The sequence below is a fragment of the Cryobacterium sp. Y50 genome, assembly GCF_002929805.1.
Lineage (GTDB): Bacteria > Actinomycetota > Actinomycetes > Actinomycetales > Microbacteriaceae > Cryobacterium.
Genome location: NZ_PJJM01000095.1, coordinates 26,028 through 51,629, shown reverse-complemented (window position 1 = coordinate 51,629; position 25,602 = coordinate 26,028). Strand labels below are relative to the sequence as shown.

At 65.6% G+C, this 25,602-nt stretch carries 20 protein-coding genes and 1 riboswitch; of the genes, 7 read left to right on the top strand and 13 right to left on the bottom strand.

Annotation, left to right across the window (positions count from 1 at the left end; genetic code table 11):
- Positions 1-50 precede the first annotated feature (50 nt).
- Complete coding sequence (locus CXY73_RS12815) at positions 51-1,334, bottom strand: DUF445 domain-containing protein (protein WP_104177924.1); 1,284 nt, start codon at positions 1,332-1,334, stop codon at positions 51-53.
- Positions 1,335-1,665: 331 nt separating this feature from the next.
- On the opposite strand from CXY73_RS12815, the gene CXY73_RS12810 reads away from it, so the two are divergent.
- Entirely contained in the window at positions 1,666-3,810 is a 2,145-nt protein-coding gene (locus tag CXY73_RS12810; RefSeq protein ID WP_199185361.1) for a heavy metal translocating P-type ATPase, read from the top strand.
- Positions 3,811-3,989: 179 nt separating this feature from the next.
- Here CXY73_RS12810 and CXY73_RS12805 read toward each other — a convergent pair whose 3' ends face one another.
- The 3 genes from CXY73_RS12805 to CXY73_RS12795 are packed head-to-tail and all read right to left on the bottom strand — an operon-like array spanning position 3,990 to position 6,757.
- Positions 3,990-4,904: a DMT family transporter gene (locus tag CXY73_RS12805; RefSeq protein WP_233198319.1), complete on the bottom strand. Its 915-nt coding sequence runs from the start codon at positions 4,902-4,904 to the stop codon at positions 3,990-3,992.
- A 40-nt stretch (positions 4,905-4,944) separates the two neighbouring features.
- Positions 4,945-5,889: an aldose 1-epimerase family protein gene (locus CXY73_RS12800; RefSeq protein ID WP_104138244.1), complete on the bottom strand. Its 945-nt coding sequence runs from the start codon at positions 5,887-5,889 to the stop codon at positions 4,945-4,947.
- Between the two features lie 4 nt (positions 5,890-5,893).
- Entirely contained in the window at positions 5,894-6,757 is an 864-nt protein-coding gene (locus CXY73_RS12795) for a DeoR/GlpR family DNA-binding transcription regulator (protein WP_104177923.1), read from the bottom strand.
- Between the two features lie 85 nt (positions 6,758-6,842).
- On the opposite strand from CXY73_RS12795, the gene galT reads away from it, so the two are divergent.
- Entirely contained in the window at positions 6,843-8,015 is a 1,173-nt protein-coding gene (gene galT, locus CXY73_RS12790) for a galactose-1-phosphate uridylyltransferase (RefSeq protein WP_104177922.1), read from the top strand.
- Positions 8,016-8,032: 17 nt separating this feature from the next.
- Positions 8,033-9,196 carry a galactokinase gene (galK, locus tag CXY73_RS12785; RefSeq protein ID WP_104138378.1) on the top strand — a complete coding sequence of 388 codons (1,164 nt, stop codon included), beginning with the start codon at positions 8,033-8,035 and terminating at the stop codon, positions 9,194-9,196.
- On the opposite strand, the gene CXY73_RS12780 is transcribed toward galK, so the two are convergent.
- Complete coding sequence (locus CXY73_RS12780) at positions 9,189-10,235, bottom strand: LacI family DNA-binding transcriptional regulator (protein ID WP_233198318.1); 1,047 nt, start codon at positions 10,233-10,235, stop codon at positions 9,189-9,191. The genes galK and CXY73_RS12780 overlap by 8 nt on opposite strands.
- Positions 10,236-10,485: 250 nt before the next feature.
- On the opposite strand from CXY73_RS12780, the gene araB reads away from it, so the two are divergent.
- From araB to CXY73_RS12765, 3 genes are all read left to right on the top strand, one after another.
- A complete protein-coding gene (araB, locus tag CXY73_RS12775) occupies positions 10,486-12,189 on the top strand; it encodes a ribulokinase (protein WP_104138252.1) in 1,704 nt (567 codons plus the stop codon).
- A 66-nt stretch (positions 12,190-12,255) separates the two neighbouring features.
- Positions 12,256-13,773 (top strand): L-arabinose isomerase, encoded by a 1,518-nt coding sequence (gene araA, locus CXY73_RS12770; RefSeq protein ID WP_104177921.1) that lies wholly within the window; start codon positions 12,256-12,258, stop codon positions 13,771-13,773.
- Positions 13,774-13,886: 113 nt separating this feature from the next.
- Positions 13,887-14,429, top strand: a complete 543-nt coding sequence (locus tag CXY73_RS12765) for a gamma carbonic anhydrase family protein (RefSeq protein WP_104138257.1) — start codon at positions 13,887-13,889, stop codon at positions 14,427-14,429.
- Positions 14,430-14,750: 321 nt separating this feature from the next.
- Here the strand turns inward: CXY73_RS12765 and CXY73_RS12760 are convergent, their stop codons facing one another.
- The 8 genes from CXY73_RS12760 to CXY73_RS12725 all read right to left on the bottom strand — a co-directional run bounded on the left by CXY73_RS12760 (position 14,751) and on the right by CXY73_RS12725 (position 23,753).
- Complete coding sequence (locus CXY73_RS12760; RefSeq protein ID WP_104138260.1) at positions 14,751-15,635, bottom strand: bifunctional methylenetetrahydrofolate dehydrogenase/methenyltetrahydrofolate cyclohydrolase; 885 nt, start codon at positions 15,633-15,635, stop codon at positions 14,751-14,753.
- Between the two features lie 215 nt (positions 15,636-15,850).
- Positions 15,851-17,140, bottom strand: a complete 1,290-nt coding sequence (glyA, locus tag CXY73_RS12755) for a serine hydroxymethyltransferase (protein WP_104138263.1) — start codon at positions 17,138-17,140, stop codon at positions 15,851-15,853.
- 42 nt (positions 17,141-17,182) lie between these two features.
- A riboswitch (ZMP/ZTP riboswitch) is annotated at positions 17,183-17,271 on the bottom strand.
- A 208-nt stretch (positions 17,272-17,479) separates the two neighbouring features.
- On the bottom strand, positions 17,480-17,824 hold the full coding sequence (gene mnhG / locus CXY73_RS12750) for a monovalent cation/H(+) antiporter subunit G (RefSeq protein ID WP_104138266.1): 345 nt from the start codon (positions 17,822-17,824) through the stop codon (positions 17,480-17,482).
- Complete coding sequence (locus CXY73_RS12745; protein WP_233198317.1) at positions 17,821-18,090, bottom strand: monovalent cation/H+ antiporter complex subunit F; 270 nt, start codon at positions 18,088-18,090, stop codon at positions 17,821-17,823. The genes mnhG and CXY73_RS12745 overlap by 4 nt, the downstream gene beginning before the upstream one ends.
- Complete coding sequence (locus CXY73_RS12740) at positions 18,087-18,680, bottom strand: Na+/H+ antiporter subunit E (RefSeq protein ID WP_104177920.1); 594 nt, start codon at positions 18,678-18,680, stop codon at positions 18,087-18,089. The genes CXY73_RS12745 and CXY73_RS12740 overlap by 4 nt, the downstream gene beginning before the upstream one ends.
- On the bottom strand, positions 18,677-20,284 hold the full coding sequence (locus CXY73_RS12735; protein ID WP_104177919.1) for a Na+/H+ antiporter subunit D: 1,608 nt from the start codon (positions 20,282-20,284) through the stop codon (positions 18,677-18,679). The genes CXY73_RS12740 and CXY73_RS12735 overlap by 4 nt, the downstream gene beginning before the upstream one ends.
- A complete protein-coding gene (locus CXY73_RS12730) occupies positions 20,281-20,805 on the bottom strand; it encodes a sodium:proton antiporter (RefSeq protein WP_104138279.1) in 525 nt (174 codons plus the stop codon). The genes CXY73_RS12735 and CXY73_RS12730 overlap by 4 nt, the downstream gene beginning before the upstream one ends.
- The gene (locus tag CXY73_RS12725) at positions 20,802-23,753 is read right to left on the bottom strand and encodes a Na+/H+ antiporter subunit A (protein WP_104138282.1); all 2,952 of its coding nucleotides are present in this window, start codon (positions 23,751-23,753) and stop codon (positions 20,802-20,804) included. The genes CXY73_RS12730 and CXY73_RS12725 overlap by 4 nt, the downstream gene beginning before the upstream one ends.
- Before the next feature lie 358 nt (positions 23,754-24,111).
- Here CXY73_RS12725 and CXY73_RS12720 point away from each other — a divergent pair, with 358 nt between their 5' ends.
- Positions 24,112-25,587 (top strand): amino acid permease, encoded by a 1,476-nt coding sequence (locus CXY73_RS12720; protein ID WP_233198327.1) that lies wholly within the window; start codon positions 24,112-24,114, stop codon positions 25,585-25,587.
- The last annotated feature ends 15 nt before the right edge of the window (positions 25,588-25,602 follow it).

The following is a 25,602-nucleotide window of genomic DNA, read 5'->3' as shown; positions in this document are numbered from 1 at the left end:
ATGGGTAAAACCTACGTATCGAGTCGCCGATTATCAGCCAATTAGTGGTCTCAGAGCAGGGCTGACACCGCGTGGGCGAGCGTAAAAATGGTCAGGCCGGCGAGGGCACCGACGACGGTTCCGTTGATGCGAATGAATTGCAAGTCGCGGCCGACCTGCAATTCGATCTTCGCGGCAGTCTCGGCGGCGGGCCAGCGCTCCACTGTTTCGGTGATGACTTCGGCGATCTCATGGCGATAGTTGGCCACGACATAACTGGCCGTGTCGGCGAGCCAGCGGTCGATGCGGGCGCCGAGCGCGGCATCCGTTGTCAGTCGTCGGCCGACGTCTTCGAGCGTCGAACAGATGCCGGCCCGCAGCGCGCTGGCCGGGTTCTGGAGTGCCTCGCTGAGTGAGGCCTTGACCGTCGCCCAGGTGTCGCCGGCGAACTCGCGTAATTTGGCGTTGTCGAGTACCTCTGCCTTTCGCATTTCAACCCGGTTGATCATGGCCGGCTCGTGTTGCAGGTCGTGCATGACCTCGCTGAGATAGTCATCGAGGGCTTTTCGAACCGGATGCTGCCGGTTCTGTCGGGCGGACGCAACGAAGGCGAGCACCTCGCGGTAGGCCTTGTCGTCGACGAGTTTGTCGACGAATCCGGGCAGCCAGGTGGGCAGCCGCTGCGACACCACGCGGCCAAACGCCTCGGGGTGGGCGCGCAGCCAGCGGTCAGCGCGGTCGAGGAGCAGGTCGACGGCCGCGTGCTGCTGTCCGCCGGTGATGAGGCGTTCGCCCACCCGTCCAAGACTCGGGCCCCACTCGGGCTTGACCAAATGTTCACGGGCGACGGACTCGATGAGGCTCTTGATGGCATCGTCGCCTAGCAGGTCGAGCACGCCCTGGCCGGCGACGGCAAGTTCGTCGGTGAGCTTTTCGGCGTTTTTCTCCTCACTGAGCCACGCGCCGAGGCGTCGGGAAGGCTGCACGGACTCGAGCTTGCCGCGGATGACCGCCTCGGAGAGAAAATTGACCTCGACGAACTCTCCGAGGCTCGCACCGATCTCGTCCTTGCGGTTGGCGATGATGTTGGTGTGCGGGATGCGCAGGCCGAAGGGGTAGCGAAACAGAGCGGTGACGGCGAACCAGTCGGCGATGGCGCCCACCATGCCGCCCTCGGCCGCGGCGCGCACGTATTCGAGCCAGGGGTAGCGATTCTGCAGGGCGAACGAGACGGTGAAGATGAGAGCCATGAGCACGAACAGTCCGCCGGCGAGCTGCTTCATGCTGGTGAGCGCGGTGCGGCGGGCGGTGTCCTGGGGGGATTCGACGGGTGGTGCCGTTTCGATCTGGGCCATGGGTCAAGCCTGCCCGATTGTGCGGTGCGGTGCGCGCACATTGATTCGTATTCCGCTCAGATCGGATACTCTGTGGGGGTATGCGCTTTCAACAATGACGACGTGATGATTGCGCGATTGATGATTCCGCACCACGAGGGCGAGCTCGCGCTGGCCGAGGCGATCGTGAGTTCACAGAAGGCCCAAATCGCTGTTATGAACGACCTGCTCGCGACGGACTAGTCGTTTCATCGGGTTTCGACTGCCGGGCGATCGCGTGCCAGCCGGGTGCGCAAACCCGTTTAAAGGTATACCCTTAGGGGGTATTAGGCTACTCAGTATCGAGGAAAAAATGACCCAGCCCCAGATGAACCACAGCACACCCAGCAGCGCCGATCACGCGAACATGGAGCATGGCGCTGTGAAGCAGGGCGCGAAAGAGCCCGGCCATCAGGACCACGGTGCCATGAACCACGCGGGCCACGGCGACCACGTCGGGCAGTTTCGGCGCTTGTTCTGGACTATGCTCATCATCGCAATACCCGTCGTGGCGTTCAGCCACATGTTTTCGATGTTCGTCGGCTACTCATTGCCGGATTTCGTGGGCATCGGCTGGATCTCCCCCGTGCTGGGCACCGTCATGTACGTCTGGGGCGGGCGGCCGTTTCTGACCGGGGCTGTATCCGAGCTGAAGACTCGCAAGCCCGGCATGATGCTGCTGATCGCCCTCGCGATCACGGTCGCGTTTCTCGCGTCCTGGGGCGCGAGCCTCGGCTTCATCGATGCCGAGCTCGACTTCTGGTGGGAACTCGCCCTGCTGATCGTGATTATGCTGCTCGGCCACTGGATCGAGATGCGTTCGCTCGCGCAAACGTCTACGGCCCTAGAATCACTCGCTGCGCTGCTGCCCGATGAGGCCGAGCGGGTCGAGGGCGAGAACGTCGTCGTCGTCTCGCCCAGCGACTTGGCGCTCGGCGACCTCGTCGTGGTGCGCCCCGGTGGGCGTGTTCCGGCCGACGGGCAGGTCACCGAGGGCACGGCCGATGTCGACGAATCCATGATCACCGGCGAATCACGGCCGGTGCAGCGCGGTGTCGGCGATCAGGTCGTTGCGGGCACGGTCGCTACCGATTCCGCCCTGCGGGTGCGCATCACTGCGGTCGGCGATGACACGGCCCTGGCCGGAATTCAGCGGCTCGTCACCGAAGCGCAGTCGTCGTCGTCACGAGCGCAGCGCATCGCCGACCGCGCGGCCGGCTGGCTGTTCTGGTTCGCGCTCGGCGCCGGCGTCGTGACCGCGATCGTCTGGACGCTGCTCGGCCAGCCGCAGATTGCCGTGGTACGCACCATCACCGTGCTCGTGATCGCCTGCCCGCACGCTCTCGGGCTGGCCATTCCGCTTGTGGTGTCGATCGCCACCGAACGCGCAGCGAAGGGCGGCGTGCTGATCAAGGACCGCCTCGCCTTGGAGAGCATGCGCCAGGTCACCTCGGTGCTCTTCGACAAAACCGGCACGCTCACCAAGGGAGAGCCCACGGTCAGCCACATCGCCGTTCGTGAAGCGGATGCCACGGCACCCGCTGGCTCCGCTTCGGCCGATCCGAATTTGACCAGCGACGAGGTGCTCGCCTGGGCGGCCGCAGTAGAAGGTGACAGTGAGCATCCGCTTGCCCGCGCCATTGTGACAGCCGCGCGCACCCGCGGGCTGACCGTGCCGCGTGCGAGCGAGTTTCAGACTGCCGCGGCGATCGGCGTGACCGGCCTGGTCGACGGGCGTCGGATCGGTGTAGGCGGGCCGAACCTGCTCGATGAGCACGGGGCGGCGGCGCTCGCCGAGACCGAGGCGTGGCAGAGTCAGGGTGCGATCATTCTGCACGTGCTACGGGACGGTGAAGTCATCGGTGCGATCGGCCTCGCCGATGAGATTCGCGAGGAGTCACGGCAAGCCGTTGATGCCCTGCACCGGCAGGGCATCGAGGTCGTCATGATCACCGGCGATGCCGAGGCGGTGGCCCAGTCGGTGGCCGCTGAGCTCGGAATCGAACGGGTGTTCGCGGGCGTACACCCGGAGGACAAGGCGCGCAAGGTCGCCGAGTTGCAACACGAGGGCCGCCGCGTGGCGATGGTCGGCGACGGCGTCAACGACGCTCCAGCGCTCGCTCAGGCCGATGTCGGTATCGCGATCGGTGCCGGCACCGACGTGGCGATCGCGTCGGCTGGCGTCATTCTGGCGAGCGACGATCCGCGCTCGGTGCTCTCGGTGATCGAGCTGTCACGGGCGAGCTACCGCAAGATGAAACAGAACTTGTGGTGGGCGGCGGGCTACAATCTGCTGTCCGTTCCCCTAGCCGCCGGAGTTCTCGCGCCGATCGGGTTCGTGCTGCCGATGGAGATCGGCGCGCTGCTCATGTCGGTGTCCACCGTCGTCGTCGCGCTCAACGCGCAGCTGCTGCGTCGCCTCGACCTACGCCCAGAGTCGAGCGTGCGCGACCACTAGGCGACCGGGTGGGACGGTGGTCTGGCGGTCTTGACCAGCGGATGGTCGCGGCCGGCGCATCCACTCGCGGAACTGTGAGCATCGAGCGCCGAGGAGTGAGTTTCGGGCCGATTCGAACCAGAAACGGGTCGAAACTCACTCCTCGGCGAGCGACTCGGGCACTCGAACCAGAAGTCGCGCTAGCCTGAAATCATTCGGTGACCAGCCTCGATGCGCTGGCCCCAGAAGGTTCCCGCAATGATGAGAATCGCCCCGATAGCGCCCACCAGGCCGAGCGTTTCACTGCCGAGCGATACTCCCACGAGCACGGCCCAGATCGGTTCGGTGCCCATGAGCAGGCTGGCCCTGGCCGCCGAGGTGCGGCGAATCGCCCACATCTGGGCCAGAAACGCGAACACGCTGCAGGCCAGGCCCAGGTAGAGCACGCCGATCCAGGCGGCTACATCGAAGGACGCAATCGCCGCGACCAGTCCGGGAACGTCGAATGCCGTGAACACGACCGCGCCAACGAGCGCCTGCAGCAGGGTAAGTGTGATGGTGCTGTCGCTGCGGCCGCGGGTGAGGTGACCCATCATGGTCACGTGCAGGGATCGCACGAGTGCCGCCGCGAAAATGAGCAGGTCGCCCACATTCGGCTCGGCGAATCCGTTGCCCGAGACCAGCAGGGCGACGCCGACGACCGCGAGCACCGCGGCCACAAAGAACGGGCGCGGCAGCCAGCGCCGGGCCGCAACCGACTCCAGCACCGGTGTGACGATGATGGTGAGGCTGATGATGAGCCCGGCATTCGTGGCGGAGGTGAACGCGACACCCTGGGTTTCCAGCCAGAGAATGCTCGCCTGCGTCACCCCGAGGAGCAGCCCGAGCCCGAGCGCTCGCCGCGTTGGAAGCCGTTCGCGCCGCACGACCCAGACGATCAGCAGAGCCAGGGCCGCCACCAGAAACCGCAGGGCGAGCACGGCCGACACGCTCGCCTGCTCGGTGAGCACCTTCGCGCTCAGATAGCTGCCACCCCAGACCGCGGCCACGAGCAGCAGCACGAGGTCGACGCGGTAGCGCCCAAGAGCGTGCGGCAGCAGCGTGCGTCGGTTCAAGACTGTGATCATGAGGCGGTGCTGCTCGGCGGCATCCGAGTTAGGCCGACAGGTCAAACCCGGCATGACGGATGCCCCAGCGCACTATCCACTGCTCCCCCGGCGCCAGCCAGTGCAGGCCCGCACCGGAATTGAAGGCATCGGCGGGCGCCGTCATGGGTTCGAGGGCGATAGCCTGGCCGCGGATCGGATCAGCATCGACGGTGCTCACCGGAAAGATCCGCGGCGTGAATACTTGGACGTAACGCATGTTCTCGTCGCCCCAGAGGGTGACGCTCCGGCCATCCGCTGCGGTGACGGTGTGTTCGCCGGAGCCGCCGACCCGGCCAAAGCCATCATCGAGGTCGAGCTCGCCGACCGTGACACCCGCGCGCAGGTCAAACCGGGTGTCATCGACAGGGGTCTCGCCAGTCGGGTTGAGGCGGTCGTCGACGTCGAGGTGGGTCGCGGCATCCACTCGCACGACGAGATCACCGGTCGGCACGTCGCCAATTTTTAGATACGGATGCGCCCCCACGGCCACCGGCGCCGCCTCGGTGCCGACGTTCTGCAGCCGGTGCGTCACGTTGAGTCCGTCGGCGTTGAGGGTGTAGGTCACATCGGTCTCGAGGTGAAACGGATAGCCGGACTGGGGGAAGACAGTCGCACCGAGCGTTACGGAGTCGCTCTGCCGGGACACCTCCCGATACGGCGTAAAGCGCAGCAGCCCATGGATGGCGTTCTGCCGGGCCGGCTCGGTGAGCGCGAGCTGACGGGTCACACCACCCTGGGTCCACTGGCCGTCGCGAATGCGGTTGGGCCAAGGCACCAGCACGATTCCCGCACCCATCGGCGGTTGTGACGTCTCAGCAAAGGTCTCGACCAGGTCTATGCCGTTCACGGCATATGCCCGCAGGCCGGCCGCCACCTCGGTCACGACCGCCCGCGCCGTGCCGCTCGGTGTCTGCAAGGTCAGGTCGTACTGGATTCCAGTGGGTGCGCACATTCGTTCAGACTACGGCCTGCGTATTCGGCGTGGTTTCCGGGAGCAAAACAGTGAGTCCGCCCTCGCGCAATTTATCCAGCGCTTCCCCGTCGGCCGTGGCATCGGTGATCAGGGTGTGGAAGGCGCTCAGCGGGCCGACCCGACCGAGGTGCACCTGGCCGAGCTTGGAACGATCAGCCACGACGATCACCCGCTCCGCCGCGGTGAGCATGAGCGCCTTAACCCCCGCCTCGGGGAGGTTGATGTTGGTCACGCCACCGGCCAAATCGACGCCGTTGCAACCGATAAAGGCCAGGTCGGCATGAACCTGGCTCAGCACCAGGCCGGCGAGCGGATCGACCAGGGAGTGTTGCAGCGGCCGCAGCGACCCGCCGGTAACGATCACGGTGAAGCGGGGGATAGCTTTTTCCAGTTCGAGGGCGATGCTGAGCCCGCTGGTGATGATGACGACGTCGTGGAGGTCGGACCTGGCACAGAGAGCGCGCGCGATCGCGTGGGTTGTCGTTCCTACGTCCAGAATCACGCTCTGGCCGCTCTGCACGAGTTTCGCCGCGACCTCGGCGATCTGCTGTTTAGGAACGACGGATGCTTCCAGCGCTTCTTCGAAGGAGTGCTCACGTTCCACCCCAAGCCCGTCACCCGGGGAATGCGCCGGCACCGCCCCGCCGTGCACGCGCCGCACGGCGCCCTGCCGCTCGAGGGCGTCGAGGTCGGCCCTGGCGGTCACTCCCGAAATACCGAAAGCACTGCGTAGTTCGCTCACCCGCACAAAACCGCGTTCGTCGACGAGGCGTTGCGCTCGCTCACGGCGCAGATGAGCGGGCAGTGGATCGGGGAGCGGATCGGGGAGCGGGCTGCGCACGTTCATTTAATCAGTATCGCTTCTTTTCTTTTACTTATCAATAAGTAAATAACTGGTTTCGTTTGGGCAAATTTGCTATCGTGGCACTGCTATGACGAATCCAGACCGCCCTCATTTTGTTGCCGACGAGACCATCGCAAGGCAGTCCAGCACCCTCGCCGACGGTCGCGATCTGGTCTATTTCGATGACCCCGACACCACGCTGCCACCCGAACGGGCCCTCGATCTGCGGGCGCCCACCGAGCGCGCGGCGACCGCGACCATGCGTCAGGACCCGCTCACCGGCGAGTGGGTCTCCATCGCCGCCAACCGCCAAAACCGCGTGTTCCTGCCACCAGCGACGCGAGACCCGCTGGCACCGCAATCCCCCGGCAATGCCTCCGAGATTCCGAGCAATTACGACGTGGCCGTGTTCGAGAACAAGTCTCCGTCCTTTGGTCCGCTGCTGGCGGAGGCTCCCATCGATCTGGCCGATCTCGACCGCATCGGCATCGGTCGCACGCGACAGTCCGTTGGCCGTTGCGAGGTCGTCTGCTTCAGCCCCGAGAATGAAGGATCCTTCGCGAGCCTGTCGGTGACTCGAGCACGCACCGTCATCGAGGCCTGGGCCGAACGCACCCACGTGCTGTCGCAGCTGCCGGGCATTGAACAAGTGTTCCCGTTTGAGAATAGAGGCGAACAGATCGGGGTGACCCTGCGGCATCCGCACGGTCAGATCTACTCGTATCCCTATATCACCCCCAGAACGCAGCGTCTCGCCGACTCACTCGAGCGTTATGGCCCCACCCTGTTCGCTGACATTCTGGCGAGCGAACAAGCCAGCGACCGGGTGATTCTTCGCGGCGAACACTGGACCGCGTTCGTGCCGTTCGCCGCTCGCTGGCCCATTGAAGTGCATATGCTTCCGCACCGCCAGGTACCCGACTTTGCCGAAACCACCCTCGCCGAACGCGACGAGCTGGCCGTGTTGTACCGTCGGCTGCTGCGCGGCATCGACGCGATCTACTCGACCCCGACTCCTTATATCGCCGCCTGGCATCAGGCCCCTGTGCGGGCGCATCGGGCGGACATCCGTCTGATGCTGCAGCTGACCAGTCCGAGGCGCGCCGAAGACAAGCTCAAGTTTCTGGCTGGCTCGGAGGCAGCGATGGGTGCCTGGATCGGCGATGTCACTCCAGAGGATGCCGCCACCACGATTCGCGCGGCCGTTGCGCGCGCCGCCGAAGCGGACTCAGTCGCCGTTTCAGCGGGGACACCGTCGTGACCGCGGCCGTCAACGCCCTGGATCGCGCGGCCGAGAAAGGCTTCGCCAGTCGCTTCGATCGCCCAGCGACGGGCCTGTGGTCGGCGCCCGGTCGAGTGAATCTGATCGGCGAGCACACCGATTACAACGACGGTTTCGTGCTGCCGCTCGCCATCGACCGGCGCACCATCGTTGCCCTGGCGACGAGGACCGACCGGGTCATTCGGGTGGCCAGTTCCTTCGCCGACGAGACCGTCGAGGTTTCCCTCGACGAGTTGATTCCCGAGAACCTCAACGGCTGGTCGGCTTACCCGCTCGGTGTGGCCTGGGCGCTGGGGCAGTTCGGAGCCGACCTCGCGGTCGTGGCGGGGTTCGATGTCTATGTGGACTCCGAGGTGCCGGTCGGGGCCGGACTTTCCTCATCGGCCGCGCTCGAATGCTCTGTCGCGGTAGCCCTCAACGATGTTTGGGGACTGAACCTCGATCGGCCGACCCTGGCCCGGGTCGGGCAGCTCGCGGAAAACCGGGTCGTGGGCGCCCCAACCGGCATCATGGACCAGTCGGCGTCGCTGCTGGGCCAGGTCGACGCGGCCGTGTTTCTAGACTGCCGCAGCCTCGCGGCCGAGGTGATCTCGCTCGGGCTCAACCCGGCCGGCCTGGAGCTGCTGATCATCGACACAAAGGTCAGCCACTCGCACGCAACGGGCGGTTACGCCGCGCGCCGCGCATCCTGTGAGTCCGGCGCCCGCATCATGGGGGTGCCCGCCCTGCGCGACCTCAGCGTCGATGATCTTCCCCGAGCGGAGGCGCTGCTCGACGACGAAACTTTTCGCCGGGTGCGCCACATCGTCACCGAGAATCAGCGCGTACTCGACACCGTGCAAACCCTGCGCGTGAGCGGATGCGCCGCAATCGGTGACCTGCTCGATGCCTCGCACCTGTCGATGCGCGACGACTTCGAGATTTCAGCGCCTGAGCTCGATCTCGCCGTGGTCACCGCACGCGCGGCCGGCGCGATCGGTGCGCGCATGACCGGTGGTGGTTTCGGCGGCGCGGCCATCGCCCTGACCCCGACCGAACTCGTGCCGGCCGTGCAAGCCGCCGTTCTCGCCGCCTTCACCACCCACGGCTTTGCATCCCCCGACCTGTTCGTGGTGCATGCTGCCGATGGGGCCGCCCGCGACGGAAGTCCGCTCAACTAGCGGAACGAACGCGGCGCTCCCGGGGCGCCGCGCTGCTGTCGCGCACCACCAGTTCCGGCTGGATGACCGGGATCAGCTCCGCGGGCTCGCCAGCCATCAGCCGAAGCACGCGCTCTACCGCCAGCCGGCCGACCTCGTTGAAGTCGAGCCGAACGGTCGTAAGGCTAGGTTGAAAATAGCGGGCCTCACTCATATCGTCGAAGCCGACGACGCTCACGTCGCCGGGCACGTCGATCCCTCGTTCGGTGAGGGCTTTGATGACACCGAGCGCCATCGCGTCGTTGGCCACCAGGACCGCGGTGATCGTGGGATCCTCAGCAATGGCTATCCCAGCCCGGTAGCCGGAATCGGCCGTCCAATCCTCGGTGCGGAACTCGGGATTGACCGTTCGATGGCGCAGCGCGAGTTCGGACAGCCATCCGGCGCGCCGTGCCTCCGAAGCCATCCAGCCGGGTGGCCCGCCAACGTGCCAGACCGTGTCGTGCCCCAGATCGAGCAGGTGCCGGGTAGCCAGCTGTGCGCCCAGCGCATCGTCCATCGACACCGCCGTCGAACTCGCGGGTGAACCCTGCTCGAATCGCACGATCGCTACCTCAGGTTCCAGCCCCCGCAACACCGGGGCGGCGGCCGTCATCGGCGCGAGCACGATGATCCCGTCCACCGCATCGGCGACGAGCGTGTCGAGCGCGGTACGAATGCCGGCCGAGTCGACCCGGGGAATGGTCACCAGGCTGGTCGCATAGCCGTTGCGCCGCGCCTCCTCGGCAATACCGAAGAGCACCAGGGCGGAACCGTGGACCGGAAGGGAATGGGAGACCACGCCTAAATTCATGGATCGGTTCGTGGCAAGGGCGCGTGCGGCCCAATTGCGGTTGTACCGCAACTGCGCAATGGCCCGTTCGACCCGTTCTCGCACTTCGGCGCCGACGTTGCTGTGTCCGTTGACGACCCGGGAGACGGTTTGTTGTGACACCCCGGCGAGTTTCGCAACGTCGGTCATGCGCACGCTCTGGCCGCGCGGCCGAGGCTCCCTGGCCATGCGACTCCTCTCGTCCGAGGTGACAACCCCGATCACTCCATGTTAGCGCACCATAAATGGTGACATAAGGGCCCGAAAACCAAGCCGAACAGTCATCAGACTGGTTTCCAATCAGTGCAACCCGGGCAGAAATTGCCAATAAACAAGAAGCAGTAGTGCGCTAACATTTAGTCATCGTGATCGGTCATCGACAGCGAGTATCTCGCAAACGTGACCCGTCGCATCCGCATGCCGCCAAGGGAGTCGATCAGTGAGCACGACCGCAGAGCAATCGCGCGCAGACCAACCAGCCGGGACCGAGTCCTACGTCATCGGCATCGATTACGGAACACTGTCCGGCCGCGCGGTCGTCGTGCGAGTCTCGGACGGTGCCGAACTCGGCTCGGCCGTGCTCGACTATCCTCACGCGGTCATGGACACCACCCTCGCGACCACGGGCACGAAGCTGCCCCCGGAGTGGGCCCTGCAGGTTCCGCAGGACTATGTCGCCGTGCTGAAGAGCGCCGTTCCGGCTGCGGTCGTCAGTGCGGGAATCGACCCGGCCCGGGTCATCGGCATCGGCACCGACTTCACCGCCTGCACGATGGTACCGGTTATCGCCGACGGCACCCCACTCAACGAGCTGCCGGAGTACGCCGACCGACCGCACGCCTACGTCAAGCTGTGGAAGCACCATTCTGCGCAGTCTCAGGCCGACCGCATCAACGATCTCGCTTTCGAGCGCGACGAAAGCTGGCTGCCCCGCTACGGTGGGCTCATTTCCAGCGAATGGGAATTCGCTAAGGGATTGCAGCTGCTCGAGGAAGATCCTGAGTTGTACGAGCGCATGGACCACTGGGTCGAGGCCGCCGACTGGATCGTCTGGCAGCTCACCGGCCGGTATGTGCGCAACGCCTGCACCGCCGGCTACAAGGGAATCCTGCAGGACGGCGAGTACCCGAGTGAGGAGTTTCTCCGGGCGCTCAATCCGGCCTTTTCACGGTTCGCTCTCGACAAGGTGACCTATGAGATCGGCCAACTGGGAGCATCCGCCGGCACCCTCACGGCCGAAGCGGCGGCCTGGACAGGACTACCCGAGGGTATCCACGTCAGCGTCGGCAACGTCGATGCGCACGTCACGGCACCGGCCGCGCGCGCCGTGAACCCGGGCCAAATGGTGGCCATCATGGGCACAAGCACCTGCCACGTCATGAATTCGGATCGACTCGCCGAGGTACCCGGCATGTGCGGCGTCGTTGACGGTGGCATCGTCTCCGGGCTGTACGGCTACGAAGCCGGCCAGTCCGGCGTGGGCGACATCTTCGCCTGGTACGTCAACAATCAGGTTCCCGAACGGTACTTTGCCGCGGCGGAGGCTGCAGGCCTGAGCGTGCACCAGCATCTGACCGAACTGATCAAGGACCAGCCGGTCGGCGGGCACGGCCTGATCGCCCTCGACTGGCACAGCGGCAACCGTTCGGTACTCGTGGACCATGAACTCTCCGGGCTCGTGCTCGGCACGACCCTCACCACCCGCCCGGAGGAGATCTACCGCGCCCTGCTCGAAGCCACGGCGTTTGGCGCCCGCACCATCGTGGAAACCTTCAACGCCAGCGGAGTGCCGGTGACCGAGTTCATCGTGGCCGGCGGACTGCTCAAGAATGCGTTCCTGATGCAGACCTACAGTGACATTCTGCGGATGCCCATCTCCACGATTGACAGCGAGCAGGGGCCTGCACTCGGCTCCGCCATCCACGCCGCCGTGGCCGCCGGCGCGTATCCGGACGTGCGCGCCGCGGGAGAGGCCATGGGCAAGCTCAACCAGAACGTGTACACGCCCAATGCCGAGTCGGCCACGGCCTACGACCAGCTCTTCGCCGAGTATTCCCTGCTGCACGACTATTTCGGCCGCGGGGCAAACGACGTCATGCACCGGCTCAAGGCGCTCAAACGCGATGCCGGCGCGGCGGCGTGACCACCAGCTACCCCGCCGCGATCACCTCACACTTCAACCGTTAGCACCTCAAGGAGCACTCGACCAATGCCTTCTCTCACTACGAACCTCGACCATGTAGAAGTCTGGTTTCTCACTGGAAGCCAGAACCTCTATGGCGAACAGACGCTGCGACAGGTCGCCGACCAGTCCAAGGCCATCGCCGATGCACTCGGCGCGAGCAGCGACATCCCGGTGAAAATCGTCTGGAAGCCGGTTCTCAAGGACTCCGAATCGATCCGCCGGGCGGCGCTCGACGCGAACTCCGACGACTCGGTGATCGGCTTGATCGTCTGGATGCACACCTTCTCGCCCGCGAAGATGTGGATCTCCGGGCTCGACGCTCTGACCAAACCGCTGCTGCACCTGCACACTCAGGCCAACGTCGAGCTGCCCTGGAGCGAGATCGACTTCGACTTCATGAACCTCAACCAAGCCGCCCACGGCGACCGTGAGTTCGGCTACATCCAGACCCGGCTCGGGGTATCCCGCAAGACCGTCGTTGGCCACGTCTCCAACCCGGCCGTGACTCGTACCATCGGTACCTGGACCCGCGCTGCCGCCGGTTGGGCTGCGAGCCGCAGCATGAAACTCGCCCGCTTCGGCGACAACATGCGTTACGTCGCCGTCACCGAGGGTGACAAGACCGAGGCCGAATTGCGCTTCGGCGTGCAGGTGAACACCTGGCCGGTCAATGAGCTCGCGGAGGCCGTGCACGCAGCGACGGATGCCGAGATCACCGCCCTGATCGCCGAATACGAAGAGCGCTACGACGTCGTTCCCGAATTGCAAACCGGCGGCGAACGGCACGAGTCGCTCCGCTACGGCGCCGCGATCGAGATCGGGCTCAAATCCTTTCTCGAGGCCGGCGGCTTCAGCGCTTTCACCACGAGCTTCGAAGACCTCGGCGCGCTCCGCCAGCTGCCCGGTCTCGCCGTGCAACGACTGATGGAGCAGGGCTACGGCTTCGCCGGGGAGGGCGACTGGAAGACGGCCATCCTCGTGCGGGTAGCCAACGTGATGGGCGCCGGTCTTCCCGGCGGCGCGAGCCTCATGGAGGACTACACCTACGACCTCACTCCCGGGGCCGAACTCATCCTCGGCGCCCACATGCTGGAAGTCAACCCGGCGTTGTCGGCCGAGAAGCCGACCCTCGAGATCCATCCGCTCGGCATCGGTGGCCGCGAGGACCCCGTGCGCCTCGTCTTCAACGCTGCCCCCGGCCCCGCAGTCGTCGTCGCGATGAGCGACATGCGCGACCGATTCCGACTCATCGCGAACCTCGTCGAGGTCGTCGCTCCCACCGAGGCACTCCCGAAACTCCCGGTCGGCCGCGCCGTCTGGCGTCCGGAACCCGACTTCGCCACCTCAGCCGCAGCCTGGCTGACCGCCGGCGCCGCCCACCACACCGTTATGTCGACGGCCGTCGGCATCGAGGCCTTCCAGGACTTCGCCGAGATCGCGCGCACGGAACTCCTCGTGATCGACAAGTCGACCACCCTGCGCGACTTCATCCGCGAGGTGCGATGGAACCAGGCCTACTACCGGCTGGCGCAGGGCATCTGATCCCACTGGCCGAGTTCGGTCTCGAACTCGGCCGCCTGCTCACCACAGGGGCTCGCCGCACCTTGCTGGCCCGCCGCCTCGGTGCCTCCCTCCCCCGGGCTAGGCTGGCGCGTATGACTGCTGAGTGCGCCGCCCGAATCATCGTCCTGCCCAACACGCCTGCCCCGAGCATCGCCGAGAGCGCATTCGTCGCTCCCGGCGCGGTGATCGTGGGTAATGTCACCCTCGCCGGCCGAGCCAGCGTCTGGTACAACTCCGTGCTGCGCGCCGAACTCGAGCCGATCACGATCGGGGCCGGCTCAAACCTGCAGGACAACGTCTCCTGCCACGTCGACACCGACTTTCCGCTCACCCTCGGCACCGGCGTCTCGGTCGGTCACGGCGCCGTGTTGCACGGCTGCACGATCGAAGACAACGTGCTGGTGGGCATGGCCGCGACGATTCTGAACGGCGCCATCATCGGCACTGGATCCCTCGTCGCTGCCGGTGCCGTTGTGCTCGGCGGCACCATAGTGCCGCCCGGATCCCTCGTGGCCGGCGTTCCCGCCAAGGTTCGACGCCCGCTCACCGACGACGAGATCGACAGCATCCGTCACAATGCACAGAACTATCTGGAGCACACCGAGCTGCACCGTTCCGCCCTCGCCCAGCCGTAGCGCCACTGGGACCACTGGAAGCGCTGGAAGCGCTGGATATTTAACCGGCTGAGCTTCGCATTCCGGTGGCTAATTCAGGAAATCTGCGGCTGTACCGCGCTCCGCGCCCGAATTCGTGCGGGTGGAGTCACTCGGATGCCGGTGATTTCCTGAATACGCCACGGGATCCCGTGGAGTCACCGCGCTTCGGACCGTTCAAGCGGACTGGAACCATCCAGCTAGCGGTAGTCTCGTTCATAACTGCAGAGATTCCTGTGCGGAACCGGCGAGAACGCCTATTTTCGGGCCATCCGTCGAAAATCTCCGTCGATAGAGCCGCCGCTACGCCAGCAGCGACTGCTCGGCGGCCTTGACCACGTTCGACAGCAGCATGGCGCGGGTCATCGGTCCGACGCCGCGCGGGTTCGGCGACAGGTGCCCGGCGACAACGGCAACATCGGGATGCACGTCGCCGGTCAGCCGGCCCTTGCCGGTGAGCGGGTCCTGCACGCGGGTGATCCCCACGTCGAGCACTGCGGCGCCCGGCTTGATCCAGTCGGCCTGAATCAGGTGCGGCACGCCAACGGCGGCCACGACGATATCGGCACGGCGTACCTCATCGGCGAGGTCGACCGTACGCGAGTGGGTCAGGGTGACCGTCGCGTCGAGGCCCTTGCGGGTGAACAGCAGGCCAAGCGGTCGACCGACGGTCAGGCCACGGCCCACCACGACGACCTTCTGACCCACGATCGGCACGTCGTAGCGTCGCAGCAGTTCGACGATGCCGGCCGGAGTGCACGGCAGCGGGGAGCGTAGCTCGCCCTCAATACCGAGCACGAGGCGGCCCAGGTTGGTCGGGTGCAGCCCGTCGGCGTCCTTGGCAGGGTCGATCAGTTCGAGCATGGCGTTCTCGTTGTGACCCACCGGAAGCGGCAGCTGAATGATGTAGCCGGTCACTTCGCGGCTGTTGTTGAGATCCTTGATGGCGGCACGCACGTCGGCGCTGGTCGCCGAGCCCGGCAGGTCGATGCGAATCGATTCGATACCGACCTCGGCGCAGTCGCTGTGCTTGCCGGCGACATAGGTCTGTGAGCCGGGGTCGTTGCCGACGAGCAGGGTGGCGAGTCCGGGCACGATACCGTGCGCGCGCAGGTCCACGATGCGATCGCGAAGCTCAGCCTTGATGTCGGATGCGGTCTTGACTCCGTCGAGTGTGATTGCCGTCATTCTGGTTCCCTACTGTTGTGGTTCAGGTCAGTGCTATCGTCCAGGTCACTCGGTCGGGGCTCGGCCCGGAGCGCAGGCCAGTTATAATGCGGGCCCAGATCACGGGCTTCAAACCAAGGTGCGGCAGAAGTAGATCGCACAGTTCACTCGCAGGCAAGCACGAGAAGGCGGATGCTGCCGGCCAGACCGGCCAGCAGCATCCGTTCTCGAAAGAGCTACTGCTCCAGCCCGGAGTACAGCGGGAACGCCTGCGTGAGCACGCTGACGCGGGTGCGGAGCGCTGTAATGTCGGCGCCGGGCTTGAGGGCCGCGGCGATGACATCGGCAACCTCGGTGAACTCGGCATCTCCGAATCCGCGGGTGGCCAGGGCCGGCGTACCGATACGCAGGCCCGAAGTGACCATCGGCGGGCGCGGGTCGAACGGAACTGAGTTGCGGTTCACCGTAATGCCCACCTCGTGCAGGGCATCCTCGGCCTGCTGGCCGTTAATCTCGGAGTGGCGCAGGTCGGCGAGCACGAGGTGCACGTCGGTTCCGCCGGTGAGTACATCGATGCCGTGCTCACGCGAGTCGTCAGCGGTCAGGCGTTCGGCGAGGATTCGGGCACCGCGCAGGGTGCGCTCCTGACGTTCCTTGAACTCGGGCTCGGCAGCGAGCTTGAACGCAGTCGCCTTGGCGGCGATTACGTGCATGAGCGGGCCGCCCTGCTGGCCGGGGAACACGTTGGAATTGAGCTTTTTGGCCAGGGTCATATCCCGCGAGAGGATGAAGCCCGAGCGCGGGCCGGCGAGGGTCTTGTGCACGGTGCTCGACACGACGTCGGCGTAGGGCACTGGCGAGGGGTGCAGGCCGGCGGCGACGAGTCCGGCGAAGTGGGCCATGTCCACCCAGAGCAGCGCACCGACCTCGTCGGCGATGGCGCGGAAGGCCTCAAAGTCGAGGTGACGCGGGTAGGCCGACCAGCCGGCGATGATGACCTTCGGCTTGTGCTCGATGGCTGTGTCGCGCACGACGTTCATGTCGACGCGGAAGGTCTCCGGGTCAACGCCGTACGCCACCGGGTTGTACAGCTTGCCCGAGAAGTTGAGCTTCATGCCGTGGGTGAGGTGGCCGCCGTGGGACAGCTCGAGGCCGAGGATGGTGTCACCGGGGGTGGCGATGGCCGAGAGGACCGCGGCGTTCGCGGTAGCACCGGAGTGCGGCTGCACGTTCGCGTAGGCGGCTCCGAACAGGCTCTTTGCCCGGTCGATGGCGAGCTGCTCGGCGACGTCGACATACTCGCAACCGCCGTAGTATCGGCGCCCCGGGTAGCCTTCGGCGTACTTGTTGGTGAGCACGGAACCCTGCGACTGCAGCACTGCGCGCGGAACGAAGTTCTCGCTCGCGATCATTTCGAGGTAGTCGCGCTGGCGGCCGAGCTCCTGCTCGAGCACGGCGGCGATCTCGGGGTCAACGACCGAGAGCGGTTCGTTGAAAGTCGACTGCACTGCGTAATTTGACTGCATAGTGGTGGCGGAATCAGGCACGGAGTTCTCCTCTTATATGGATGTTGCGGCCCAGGCGTGCGGCCACTAACCGTGTCAGTCGCTCCCCGATGGTGACCCATCTTCGTGCTACGCCAGTTGCGACTCCGCCAGCCTATCAGCGGATGCCGCCGCGTGCGTCTTTTCGCGGCGCCGCGCCTCAGGCCGGCGCGACCCCGGTCGTCGCGGCACTCGCTGGCTCGGCCTCATGTCGTCGCGGTACTCGGTAGCGACGCCGGTACCCCCAGCTAGGGCGCCCCGATCTCTAGCAAGCGCCGCGAGCCGGGCGAGCTGGCCAGGCGACCGCGCCGCGCAACCGGATCAGCGGGCAGCGCGGCGATCGCGCAACTCGTCAACGATAAGCAGGTCGGGGCGCAGGTGCTCGGTCTCATAGGCGGCCCGGCCCACCAGGTGCGCGGCCATCGGCGCGGTCAGCGCTTGAAACACCACGATGGCGACCACGAGAGTGACGGTGCCGACGGAGAAATTGTTGATCGCGACATCCGCTGTCACGGTCATGAGCCCGAAGATCTGCGGCTTGGTCGCGGCATGCAGGCGCGACAGAACGTCGGGAAAGCGAATCAGCCCGATTCCGGCCGCGAGGCACATCGCGGCCCCGGCGAGCACTAGAATCGCCGTCAGCATGTCGTGCAGTACGGCGCTCATGCGCTGTCCCGAGCTGGCAGAAAGCGGGCGACGCTGAGGGAGCCGAGCACCGCGAACAGCGCCAGAACGAGCAGCACCGGCAGGGTATCGGTGTGCCGGTTGAGAGCCATCTCCGCGGCCAGGGCACAAATGATCGTCGCGACCAGCACGTCGGAGGCAATGACCCGGTCCAGCACGCTCGGGCCGACGACGATGCGGTACACGGCCAGGAGCGCACCGACGCCGAACATGATCGACGCAACGACGGCCACAATCTGCAACATCATGATGGTTCCTTTCCGTTCATTCGCTGGGCGCGCCGATCTACGGGCCGCACCCCGCGCAGCCGTTCAACGTCTTCGCGCGAGCCGAAACCGCGCACGATGCGCCGCTCGGCGGCGAGCACTCGGCGGCGAAAACTTTCGATATCGCGAGCGCTCTGCATATTGAGCACGTGCAGGTAGAGGATCGACGATTCCCGGTCGATATCGACCACGATCGAGCCGGGAACGATCGATGTGGCCACGGCGGTCCAGGTGAGAATGAGGTCGCTGCGGGTGCGCAGTCGAATCGCGAGGATTGCATTCGACGTGACCAGCCGCGGCTTCACGGCAAGCCAGGACACGTCGATCGAGGCGCGCACAATGTCCAGGATCAGTCGTACGAAGAAGACGACGGCGTCCAACGGATGCAGCCGCCCACTCAGCTGCACCGGAACCAGATAGAACGCCACGGTAACGACGATGCCAACGACGAGCCCGACGAGCAGGTTGAGCCAGGAGAACTCGCCCCAGAGCAGCATCCACAGCACGATCAGGGCGATCAGCGGCGGAATCTGGTTGCCGACTGCTTCGAGGCGTTCGCGCGGCGTGGTCACTTCGCGCCCCCCACAAAGTTGGTGCCGACGTTGCTGTCTTCGATTGAGCCGGTGCCGTTCGGGAGCACGGCATCAATGTAGGTCGACGGCGAGCTGATATTGGCGGCAGCTCGGGTGGTCAGGTCGAAGATCGGCCCGGCGAACACCGTCAGCCCCAGGGTCAGCACGAGCATAGAGATGGTCGCGCCGACCATGAGCGGCGAGATCGTCTTCTTCTGCACGAGCCCAGCGTCCTGCGGGTCTTCCACGAGCTGCGCCGACATCGACGAGGTGTAGTCCTTCACCTGTTTCTTCGGCCTCCAGAACGCCAGGTTCCAGGCCCGGGCGAGGGCGTAGAGGGTCAGCAGCGAGGTGAGCGCGCCGACCCCGATCAGCACGTAGATGAGCGGGTCGGCCACGATTGTGCCGGCCTGAAACAGGGCGATCTTGCCGAGAAAACCGGAGAAGGGTGGGATTCCGCCGAGGTTGAGCATGCCGAGAAAGAACAAAATGGCCACGAGCGGCGACGATTTCAGCAGCCCGCCGAGTCGCGACAGCGACGTGGTTCCGCCGACCCGATAGATCAGCCCGGCTGCCAGAAACAGGGTTGTTTGCACCGTGATGTGGTGCACGACGTAGAAGATGGTCGCGGCGAGGGCGAGCGGAGTGCCGATCGCGATGCCGAACAGCATGTAGCCGATGTGGCTGACCAGGGTGAACGAGAGCAGTCGTTTGATGTCGGCCTGGGCGAGCGCGCCCAAAATGCCCACCAGCAGGGTCAGCGCGGCGACGACCATGAGCGGCGTCGCGAACTGGTTGTCCGGAAAGAACAGGGTCTGGGTGCGCAGAATCGCGTAGACACCGACCTTGGTGAGTAGCCCGGCGAACACCGCGGTAACCGGCGCTGGCGCGGTGGGGTAGGAGTCCGGCAGCCAGAATGACATCGGAAATACGGCCGCTTTCACCCCGAAGGCGAGCAGCAGCAACAGACCGAGAATCAGCTGAATATCGGCGGGGAGGTCGGGCATCCGTTCAGCGATCAGGGCGAGGGTGACCGTGCCGGTGGCGCCGTAGATGAGGGCGATCGCACTGAGGAACAGCAGGGACGACACCAGGCTCACCACGATATAGGTGATGCCCACCCGAATGCGCGCGCCGGTGCCGCCGAGGGTCAGCAGCACGTAGCTGGCCGAGAGCAACATCTCGAAGCCGACATACATGGTGAAAAGGTCACCGGCCACGAAGGCGTTGAACAATCCAGCGGCCAGTACGAGATAAGTCGGGTGAAAGATCGAGACCGGCGTTTCGGTATGACCGTCGATGATGCCCTGGCCGACCGCGAACAGCAGCACGCCGAGCAGCATGAGCGCCGAGATGAGCAGCATGATCGCCGACAGCCGGTCGACGACGAGCACAATGCCCCACGGCGCGTCCCAACCGCCGACCTGCACCACGGCTGGTCCGAACCGGTCGACCAGTACGAGCAGCACGGCACTCATCACGGTCGCCGCGGTGAGGCTGAGAACGCTCACGATGACTTGCAGGCGTCGGCGCTGGCCGAGCATCAGCGCGATCGCCGCACCGAGCAACGGCAGGCAGACAATCAGGGGAACGAGGGCGGTCATCGCGCGTTCCTCTCATCTGAAGCGGATGCGCCGGCGCGGCCGGCAGCATCCGTTTTCGACGTGTCTTCATCACTGGTGGCGCCGTCGCCGCGCTCAAACTCGTCGATGGACTCGGCAATCGCGTCGTCATCGTCGGAGGAGGAACGGAAGGTGGCGTCGGCGTCGCCTGCGCTTTCGGTGGCGTGCTCATCGGTGAGGGTGTCGCCCTCGTCGCCGAGCTGGGCCAGCCACCAGGACCGGTAGATGAGGGCGAGCAGCAGCGCGGTGATGCCGAAGTTGATCACGATCGCGGTGAGCATGAGCACCTGCGGAATCGGGTCGACCATGTCCTGAACGCTCGTGCCGGTGACGATCGGCGAGCTGCCGGGGCGTCCGCTCATGATGAAAATGAGCAGGTTGGTGGCGTTGCCGACCAGCAGAAAGCCGATCAGCACCCGGGTCAGGCTGCGTTCGAGCATCACGTAGACGCCGGCCGCGTACATAACAGCCATGACGATGACGAGGGTGAGGGAGGCGCTCATCGGACGACCTCCTTGGGAGTTGCCGTGGATGCGGCCTCGAGAGCGGTGTGCGGCCGCGGCCCGATCTCGTCATTCTCACTCTGCCGATCGATCTCACTGCCGAGACTGCGCAAGATGTCGTAGGTGAGGCCGATAACGACGAGGTAGACGCCGATGTCGAAGATGGTCGAGGTGCCAAACGACAGGTCGCCGAGAACGGGCACCGTGGCGGTGAAGTAGGCCGATTCAAGCGGGATTCCGTCGAAGAACAGCGAGACGACGGCCATGCCCACGGCGAGGATGACGCCGAGCCCGAGAATCTTGCCCGGGTCGATCGGGGCGGCTTCGCTGAGTTCGTAGCGCCCCCCGGCAAGGTAGCGGGCCACGAGGGCAAGGCCCGCGAGCAGCCCGCCGGCGAAACCGCCGCCGGGCAGGTTGTGGCCGGCGAAGAGCAGGTAGATCGACACGATCATGGCCGGATGGAACAGCAACCGCACGAGCACTTCGATCAGGATCGACCGGTTGCGCGGGTCGTTCTTGCGCCCAGCAAGCAGGAACGCCTGCCGGGTGACGGCATGCCCGTCGCTGGACAGCTCCGGGTCGGCCACGACGCGGCGTCGGTTGGCGCCCGAGCGCAGGCTGCGGGATTCCTTCAGGCGCGGCACGACCGAGTTCCGGCCGGAGACGAACAGCAGGCTCGCGACGCCGGTCGCGACGACGATGAGCACGGACACCTCGCCCATGGTGTCCCAGGCGCGAATGTCGACGAGCATCACGTTGACGATATTGTCACCGTGCCCATCGTCGACCGAGAGGCGCGGCAGTGCGCCGGCGATGCTCGCAAAGTCGCGGGCGCCGAGCGCGATGAAACCGATCGTGCCCATGACCAGGCCGACTAGGCTGCCGATCAGCAGGCGGCGTTTGCGGCGCACCGGTTTGTTGTGCTGGGCGATGTTCGCCGGTAGGCGGCGCAGCACGAGCACGAAGATCACGAGCGTGATCGATTCGACCAAGGCTTGGGTGAGAGCGAGGTCGGGCGCTCCATGAAAGGCGAACAGGGCGACGAGGCCGTAGCCGGTGACGCCGGCGAGAATGACCGCGGTCATCCGCTGCCCGACCCGAGCCGCCATCACCGCGCAAATGGACATGATCAGGGCAATCAATACCTGGCCGGGGTAGTCCCAGAGCACGATCGTTCCGGGCCAGGTGCGGTTGACGAACGCCGCGAAGCCGAGGGCGACCACGAACACGCTGAGAATCGTACCGAGATACTGCGGCAGCCCGCCCTGCTGGGCGAAGTGGGTGACCCGGGCGGCGACGCGATCCACGCCGCGGATGGCTTTGCCGTAGCCGCGGCCGGCGTCGATGTAGTCGGGCACCTTCGCCTGCAATTTCGACACTCCCCGGCGCGCCCGGAACAGCAGCGCACCGAGCAGCAGAACGACGGCGCTCAGGTACAGGGCCGGTTCAAACCCGTGCCAAAGCGCGAGATGGTAGGGCGGCTCGGTGACGCTGCCCGCGCCCGGCACGGTGTCGGCGTAGGGCGTGAGCAGCGGGTCGAGCAGCGAGGCGAACAGGCCGAGGCCGATCGTCGCGACGGTGAGCACGCCGGGCGCGAGCAGGGTGTCCCAAGGGCTCGCGTGCAGCACAGTGTTCGGCTGTTTCTTGCGCGTTCCAAACGCACCCCAGAAGAAACGGATGCTGTAAGCCACCGTCAGCACGGATCCAACGGCCGTGCCGATCAGGGCCGCGTAGCCCCAGCCGGATCCCCCGACGCCGGCGTCGAGCAGCGAGGTGAACACGGCTTCCTTGGCGACGAAACCGAACAGCGGGGGCAGCCCGGCCATTGACGCGACGGCGACGAGCGCAATCACCGCGAGCGTCGGGGCGCTGTGGCCGACACCACTGAGTTTGCGCCAGTCCCGGGTGCCGGCGCGGTGGTCGATAACGCCGACGACGAGAAAGAGGGTGGCCTTGTAGAGGGCGTGCGCGAGCAGCAAGGCGGCCCCGGCGAGTGCGGTGTCGCGGGTATTGAATCCGATCGCGATCATGAGAAAGCCGAGCTGGCTGACCGTGCCGTAGGCGAGCAGCAGCTTGAGGTCGTACTGACGCAGCGCGCGCCAGGCCCCGACCACCATGGTCCAGACGCCCAGGGTGACGAGCACCGGTAGCCAGCCGTCGCTGTCGGCGTAGCCGGGAGCGAGCCGGGCGACGATATAGATGCCGGCCTTGACCATGGCGGCGGCGTGCAGATAGGCGCTGACCGGGGTGGGCGCGGCCATCGCGGCGGGCAGCCAGAAGTGGAACGGCACGAGTGCACTCTTGGAGAGCGCCCCGATCAGGATGAGCAGAATCGCCCAGCTGCCCATCGTGCTGGTCACCGGGTTGGCCACGATGTAAGCCAGGCTCGTGGTGCCGGAAGCGACCGAGATCATCACGACGCCCACGAGCATGACCAGGCCGCCGAAGGTCGTCACGATCAGGGCTTGCAGGGCGGCGCCGCGACTCTCCCGTTTATGGGTGTAATGCCCGATCAGCAGGTAGGAGAGCACGCTGGTGATCTCCCAGAACATGAACATGATCACCAGATCATCTGCGGTGACCAGGCCGTACATGGTGCCGGCGAAGGCCAGCAGCAGCGCGGCGAACCGGCCGAGACTCGGTTCGTCGTCGGTGAAGTAACGCGCGCAATAGACCAGCACGAGGGCACCGACGCCGGTGACCACGAGGGCGAGCAGCCAGGCCAGGGTATCGACCCGAAAAGAGAGGCTGATGCCGAGCTGCGGAATCCATGGGATCGACTGGGTCACGGCCCCGCCGGCGGTGACCGTGGCGGTCTGGGTGAGCGTGTACGCGAACGCTCCGGCCGGCAGCAGGGCGATGAGGTAGAAGACGCGGGTACCGAGGTGCCGGGTGAGCCACGGCGTGAGCACCGAAAGAACGACAAACGCGAGGAGGAATTGAATCATGCGGCCTCCAGGCTTGTCAGGTCGGGGTGTGGGGGTCTAGTTTACCCGCCGACAGGTGTCACCCTGACGGGCTGTCGCTCAGGAGTATCCTGCGGCCGAGCGCGCGGGACCGCGGGGTAGGGTTGCGCTATCCCCCCGGTCGACGTTGCCCGCCGCCAGAAGCGCGCGAGTGTACAGTTTCCGGCCATTTCCCGTGCCACGAAGCTTTCTGCGTGACCGGCCAGCGAAATCGAGTTTCGTTTTGAGCCCCACCCGCGGCCAGCAGCCCTTCCCCACGCCCGCACCGAACTCCTCGTCCTCGGAACCGCACGGTCACCACGACCACGCGAACCCGTCGGAGGAGACGCCGTTCGAGCACATCGAAGACGCTTTGGGCGTTCACGAGGATGACGCCCTGCATAAGGGACTCAAGTCTCGCCACGTGCAGATGATCGCCATTGGCGGTGCCATCGGCACCGGATTGTTCCTCGGTGCGGGCGGACGCCTTGCCAGCGCAGGTCCCGCCCTGGTGTTCATCTATGCAATCTGCGGCTTCTTCGCTTTTCTCATTCTGCGAGCACTCGGCGAACTGGTGCTGCACCGCCCGAGCTCCGGCTCCTTCGTGTCGTACGCGCGCGAATTCTTCGGCGAGAAGACGGCCTTCGTGACTGGCTGGTTGTACTGGCTCAACTGGGCCATGACGGCGATCGTCGACGTGACCGCTGTCGCGTTGTACATGAACTTCTTCGCGACCTACTGGGCACCGTTCGGTGCGGTGCCGCAGTGGCTGTACGCCCTCGCCGCGCTCGCGCTGGTCATGTTCCTCAACCTGCTCTCGGTCAAGGTTTTCGGCGAGATGGAATTCTGGTTCGCGCTGATCAAGGTGCTCGCGATCGTGGCCTTTCTCCTCGTCGGAACCTGGATGGTGATCTTCGGCACTCCCCTCGACGGGGCCACGGCCGGCTTTGCGCTGATCGGCGAAAACGGAGGCTGGTTGCCGAACGGGCTGATCGCATCCGTTTTGGTCGTGCAGGGCGTGGTGTTCGCGTACGCCTCAATCGAACTCGTCGGCACCACCGCTGGCGAGACGAAGAATCCCGAGAAGGTCATGCCGAAGGCGATCAATACGGTCATCATTCGCATCGCCGTGTTCTACGTCGGATCGATTCTGCTGCTCTCACTGTTGCTGCCGTATACGGCCTACCAGGCCGGCGAGAGCCCCTTCGTCACGTTTTTCGGTACGATCGGGGTCGACGGTGTTGACGTGATCATGAACCTCGTCGTGCTCACTGCGGCGCTGTCGTCGCTCAACGCCGGGTTATATTCCACCGGACGCATACTTCGGTCGATGTCCCTTGCCGGATCAGCGCCGCGCTTCGCGGGCAGGATCAGCCGCACCGGGGTGCCGTTCGGCGGCATCCTGCTGACCGGGGTCGTGACGCTGCTCGGTGTGGCGCTCAACGCCATCGTGCCCGATGAGGCTTTCGAGATCGTGCTGAACATGGCCGCGATCGGCATCGTCAGCGCCTGGGGAATGATCGTGCTCTGCCAGCTGCGGCTGCAGGCCTGGGCCAAGCGGGGCATCCTGGTGCGTCCGGTTTTCCGCATGCCGTGGGCGCCGTACTCCGGCTATGTCACGCTCGTGTTCCTGGTCGGTGTGCTCGTGCTGATGGCGTTCGACTGGCCGGTCGGTACGCTCACGATCGGCTCGCTCGTGCTCATTATTCCGGGGCTCATGGTCGGGTGGTATGCCTGCCGTAGCCGCATTATCGAGATCGCGGCCGCCCGCGACGGCTTCACCGGCCGCGTACCCGTCGTCGCCAACCGTCCGCTCTCCGACCATCCGCACAACTAGCTGCATGGAGTCTGA